This is a genomic window from Sphingomonas sp. (assembly GCF_039595165.1).
Taxonomy (GTDB): domain Bacteria; phylum Pseudomonadota; class Alphaproteobacteria; order Sphingomonadales; family Sphingomonadaceae; genus Sphingomonas.
In genome coordinates this window covers 1-5,191 of record NZ_JBCNMA010000181.1, presented here as the reverse complement: position 1 = coordinate 5,191, position 5,191 = coordinate 1, and the positions used below count along the sequence as shown (strand labels likewise).

The window sequence follows — 5,191 nt, the reverse complement described above, 5'->3', positions numbered from 1 at the left end:
ACTGGATCGCGCTGTCGCCTTGAGCCGCGCGATCGTCGCGGGCGAACGCGACAGCGCGATCCAGTCCGAGGTGGTGGCTTCGTCCATCTCTTCCATGATCGTCGGGAAATAGGTGAGTTCGGCGGCGCTCCACCCGCCCGCTTTGGCGGCGGTCTCGACCACCGGCTCGAGCGACAGGAAGCGGTTGGAGATATGGACGAGCAGCAGCCCGTCCTTCGCCAGCACACGGTCATAAGTGGCGAAGGCTTCCTCCGTCATCAGGTGCATCGGCACCGCGTCCGACGAGAAGGCGTCGAGCACCAGCAGGTCGAGGCTCGCGGGCGCGGCCTCGGCGAGGCGCAGCCGGGCATCGCCGAGCAGGATCGACGCATCGGGCTTGCAGCGGTCGAGGAAGCTGAACGTGCGGCGCGCGAGCCCGACGACCGCCGGATCGATCTCGTAGAAGCGCCACGACTGGCCCGGCTGGGCGTAGCAGGCGAGCGTGCCCGTCCCCAACCCGACCACGCCGACGCGCGCGGCCGGGCCGTAGAGGCCGCCCAGCGCCTGCATCGCCTGCCCCACGCCCGAGCCCGGGACATAATAGGTCGTCGGCGTGCGCAACCGCACGGGATCGCCGGTCAGTTGGACGCCATGCAGCGTGGTGCCGTGCGCCAGCCGCTTCTGATTGGACAGTTCGGTGATCGTGTAGACGCCGAAATAGCTGCGCGTCCGCACGTCGCCCTCGAGGCTCATCGACAGCGCGCGATAGCCGCCGAACAGGAACAGCGCGCCGGTCAGCACGATCATGAAGGGGATGCGCATGCCGACCGTGAACATGCCGATCGCGGCGATGATCAGATAGACGATGCCGCGAGTCTGCTTCTCCTCGATCCCGCTGGTGCCGAACAGGCCGAACCCGACCAGCGCGCAGGTCACGATTGTGATCGCCGCGACGCGCAGCATCAGCCCGCCCCGGCCGGTCCGCCACAACCGGCCCACGATCGGCAACAGGAAAGCCTGTGGCACGAGCAGCCCGGCGGCGAGGATCAGGATCGGATATTCATAGGTCCAGTCGAACACGATCGGCGCGATCAGCCCGGCGAACACGCCGCCCAGCGCGCCGCCGACCGACATGGCGAGGTAGAAGCCGGTGAGTCGGTCGGGTTCGGGCCGCAGGTCGTAGAGATGGGTGTGAAGCGCGACGGCGACCATGAACAACAGGCCGAGCGCCATCAGCGCGTTGAGCTCGGGATTCTCGTTCTGCCCGGCGATCATCAGCCCGCCGAACATCAGGATCGTCACCGGGGCGAAGCGAGTCAGCAGCTCGGCAGGCCAGCGGCGGGCGGCGAAGGCGATGGTGAAGCTGAGCAGGTAGAGGCCGAGGGGGAGGACCCACAGCATCGGCACCGCGACGATGTCGGTGGTGAGGAAGCTCGACGTCGCGAGCATCAGGCCCGAGGGAACCAGGGCGAGCGCGATCCAGTGCGCGATCCGCGTCTTCGACGGCGCGGGGCTGGTCGCATGGACGTGCGGCTCGTCCGCCGCCTTGCGCGGGAGCAGCAGCGCGCACGCCGCGACCGCGACGAACACCAGCGCATAGCCGCCGGTCCACAGCCAGCTCTGCCCCTTGAGCGCGAGACCGGGCTCGACCAGCAGCGGATAGGCGAGCAGCCCGCCGAAGCTGCCGGCGTTGGACGCCGCGTAGAGCGCATAGGGATCGCGCCCGCCCGAAGCGACGGCGAACCAGCGCTGGAGCAGCGGCGCCTGCGCCGAGATCGCGAAGAACAGCGGCCCGATCGAAGCGCCGAGCAACCACGGCACCCAGACGGCGGGCTCGGCATCGGCGGGCATCTGCATCGCCATCAGCCCGATCGGCAGCCACAAAGCGGCGAGCGCGAGCACGGCGAGATGGATCATCGCCTGGCGCCGCACCGGCACGCGGCCCAGCCAATGGGCATAGGCATAGCCGCCCAGCAGCAGCGCCTGGTAGACCAGCATCGCGCTGTTCCACACCGCGGGCGCGCCACCGAGCCGCGGCAGCGCCATGCGGGCGATCATCGGCTGGACCAGGAACAGCAGGAAGCTGCCGAGCAGGATCGTCGCGACGAACAACGGCCCGCTGGCGCGCTGGAAGGCGGTCGTCCCGCCCCCATTCACGGGCTGCGCCGGATCGGCGATTGCTTCGGCGCTCATCGCCTCCCCTTCGTTACGCGATACTCGAGGGACGAGTGATGCTGTAGGTCACCATATGACGCAAGGGATCATCGGCGGCGAAGGCGTGGTGCTCAAAATCGCCCTCCGCCAGCCGCGCCATGCCGAGCCGCGCCATCATCGCCTGGCTGCGCAGGTTGCGCGCCGAGGTGATCGCGACGATGCGCGGCATGTCGAAGCTCGCCCAGCCCCAGCCGAACACCGCAGTCATCGCTTCGAGCGCATAGCCCTGGCGCCAATAGGGCTGCGCGATCATCCAGCCCGCCTCGATCTCCCCCGCGATCGGGTTGGGCGGATCGCCGCGCTTGAGCCCGCAAAAGCCGACCACCGCCCAGTCGGCCTTGCGCTCGACGGTGAAGAAGCCGAGCCCCTCGTGGCGATAGCCGTCGTGGCGTGCGATCGCGGCGTCGCTCGCGGCTTCGTCCTTCACCGGTCCGAGGTCCGCCATCACCAGCGGGTCGGCCCACATCGCGTGGAGCGCCGCGCGGTCCGCCGGGCGCGGCTTGCGCAGGATCAGACGCCCAGTTTCAATCATTGGCGGTCTCGATCAAGCGCCGAGCAGCCGCGCGGCATGGGCCGCGTGATAGGTGAGCACGCCCGAACATCCCGCGCGCTTGAACGCCATCAGCGTCTCCAGGACGAGCGCGTCGCGGTCCCCTGCCCCCGCCGCGGCCGCAGCCTCGATCATCGCATATTCGCCGCTCACCTGATAGGCGAACACGGGCACTTCGAACCGCTCCTTCACGCGGCGGACGATGTCGAGATAGGGCAGCCCGGGCTTGACCATCACGCTGTCGGCGCCCTCGTCGAGGTCGAGCTCGACCTCGCGCAGCGCTTCCTCGGCATTGGCGGGATCCATCTGATAGGTCTTCTTGTCGCCCTTGAGCAAGCCGCGGCTGCCCACCGCGTCGCGGAACGGGCCGTAAAAGGCCGAAGCGTATTTCGCGGCATAGGCCATGATCTGGACGTTGACGTGCCCCTCGTCCTCCAGCGCCTCGCGGATCAGGCCGACGCGGCCGTCCATCATGTCGCTCGGCGCGATGATGTCGGCACCGGCGCGCGCCTGGTTGAGCGCTTGGCCGACGAGCATCTCGGCGGTCATGTCGTTGAGGACATAGCCCTGGTCGTCGACCAGCCCGTCATGGCCGTGCGCGGTATAGGGATCGAGCGCGACGTCGGTGAGCAGGCCGATCCCCGGCACCGCATCCTTGATCGCGCGGATCGCCCGGCACATGAGATTGTCGGGATTGAGCGCCTCGCCGCCATCCTCGGTGCGCAGGTTCGCCGGCGTGTTGGGGAACAGGGCGAGGCACGGGATGCCGAGCGCCGCCGCCTCCTTCGCGCGCACCGCGACCTGATCGATCGACCAGCGCGACACGCCGGGGAGCGAGGCGATCGGTTCCTCGATGCTCTCGCCCTCGGTGACGAACAGCGGCCAGATCAGGTCGGCGGGGGTCAGCACGGTCTCGGCGTGCATTCGCCGGCTCCACGCGGCAGCGCGGGTGCGGCGGAGGCGAAGGGCGGGATAATGGCTCATGGCCGCGCTGATGCGCCCTCAGCCCGTGGGTTGCAAGCGCCCGGCGGGCTCGGTCGCGGTATGCGCCTGTTCCGCCGCCTCGTCGGGGGCCGCGGGCATCTCGAGCACGGCCGCGCGCCAGCGGCCGAAGCGATAATAGAGCGCGGCGAAGGCGAGCGAGAAGATCGAGCCGATCGGAAAGGCGAGCCACAGCGCGTCGCTGCCCAGCCAGCGCTGCCCGAAGATCGCGAAGCCGAGGCGGATCGGGAACAAGGTGAATGCGAGGATGACGAGCGGCGGGACCGTCGCGCCATTGGCGCGGACGGTGGAGAACAGCACCATCGTCGCGCCGAACATCACGAAGGTCCAGCTCGCGAGCAGCTGGATATGACGCGCGATCGGGATCGCCGCGCTGTCGGCGCCGACGAACAGCGCCATCACCGGGCGATCGAACAGGATGATGAGCACGATCACCGACAGCGTGATCACGGTGTTGTAGATCAGGCCGGCGCGGGTGATCGCGCCGACCCGGTCCCAGCGGCCGGCGCCGATATTCTGCGCGGCCATGCTCGACACCGCGACGCCGATCGCCATCGCCGGCATCTGGATATAGGTCCACAGCTGCTGCGACACGGCATAGGCCGCGGCGGTATCGACGCCGAGCCGGTTGACCAGCCCGATCATCGACAGGCCGGCGGTGGACATGACCAGCATCTGCGCGCCCATCGGCAGGCCCTTGGCGACGATCGTGCCGACCAGCGCGCGCTCGGGAAGCAGATAGCGCAGCTCCGCGCCGCGCAGCCGGATCGGCAGGTCGCGCCAATAGACATATGCCAGAAGGCCTGCGGACGAGACGATCCCGGCGATCAGCGTGGCGGTCGCCGAGCCGGCGATGCCCATTTGCGGGAACGGCCCGATCCCGGCGATCAGCAGCGGGTTGAGGCTGGCGTCGATCACGACGCTCAGCACCATGAACCATAAGGGCGTGACCGAATCGCCGGTGCCGCGCAGGCTCATCTGGATGAGCACGCCGAGCATCGAGAAGGGCAGGCCGAGGAAGATCACGCGGAGGTAATCGCGCGCGAGATGCTCCGCTTCGCCAGGCGTGGCGAGCAGATGCAGGATCTGCGGGGTGAACAGCCAGCCGAGGATCGCGATCGCCACCGCCCCGCCCATCACCAGCCCGATCGCCGAGCCGAACGCGCGCCGCGCCGCCTCGAGGTCGTTCCGGCCCATCGACTGGCCGATCAGGATCGTCGCGGCCATGCCGAAGCCGAACACCGCCGAGAACATCAGGAACATGATGATGTTGGCGTTACTGGTCGCGGCCAGCGCCTGCTCGCCGAGGAAGCGTCCGACCCAGATCGAGTTGATCGAGCCGTTGAGCGACTGCAGCACCTTAGAGCCGAGCGTCGGCAACGCGAACACCAGCAGGGTGCGGCCGATCGGTCCCTGACTCAGGTCGTGGCGTGTAGCGGCCCGAGG

4 protein-coding genes are annotated in these 5,191 nt (G+C 68.8%); all 4 read right to left on the bottom strand.

Annotated elements, in window-relative coordinates:
- Positions 1–2,172: fused MFS/spermidine synthase (locus ABDV68_RS18245; RefSeq protein ID WP_343521519.1), on the bottom strand; the 2,172-nt coding region annotated here is incomplete at its 3' end.
- Between the two features lie 13 nt (positions 2,173–2,185).
- Complete coding sequence (locus tag ABDV68_RS18240; protein ID WP_343521518.1) at positions 2,186–2,725, bottom strand: GNAT family N-acetyltransferase; 540 nt, start codon at positions 2,723–2,725, stop codon at positions 2,186–2,188.
- Between the two features lie 12 nt (positions 2,726–2,737).
- Positions 2,738–3,727 carry a porphobilinogen synthase gene (gene hemB, locus ABDV68_RS18235; RefSeq protein ID WP_343521517.1) on the bottom strand — a complete coding sequence of 330 codons (990 nt, stop codon included), beginning with the start codon at positions 3,725–3,727 and terminating at the stop codon, positions 2,738–2,740.
- 18 nt (positions 3,728–3,745) lie between these two features.
- Positions 3,746–5,191 (bottom strand): MATE family efflux transporter (locus ABDV68_RS18230; protein WP_343521516.1); only part of this gene is annotated, 1,446 nt, incomplete at its 5' end.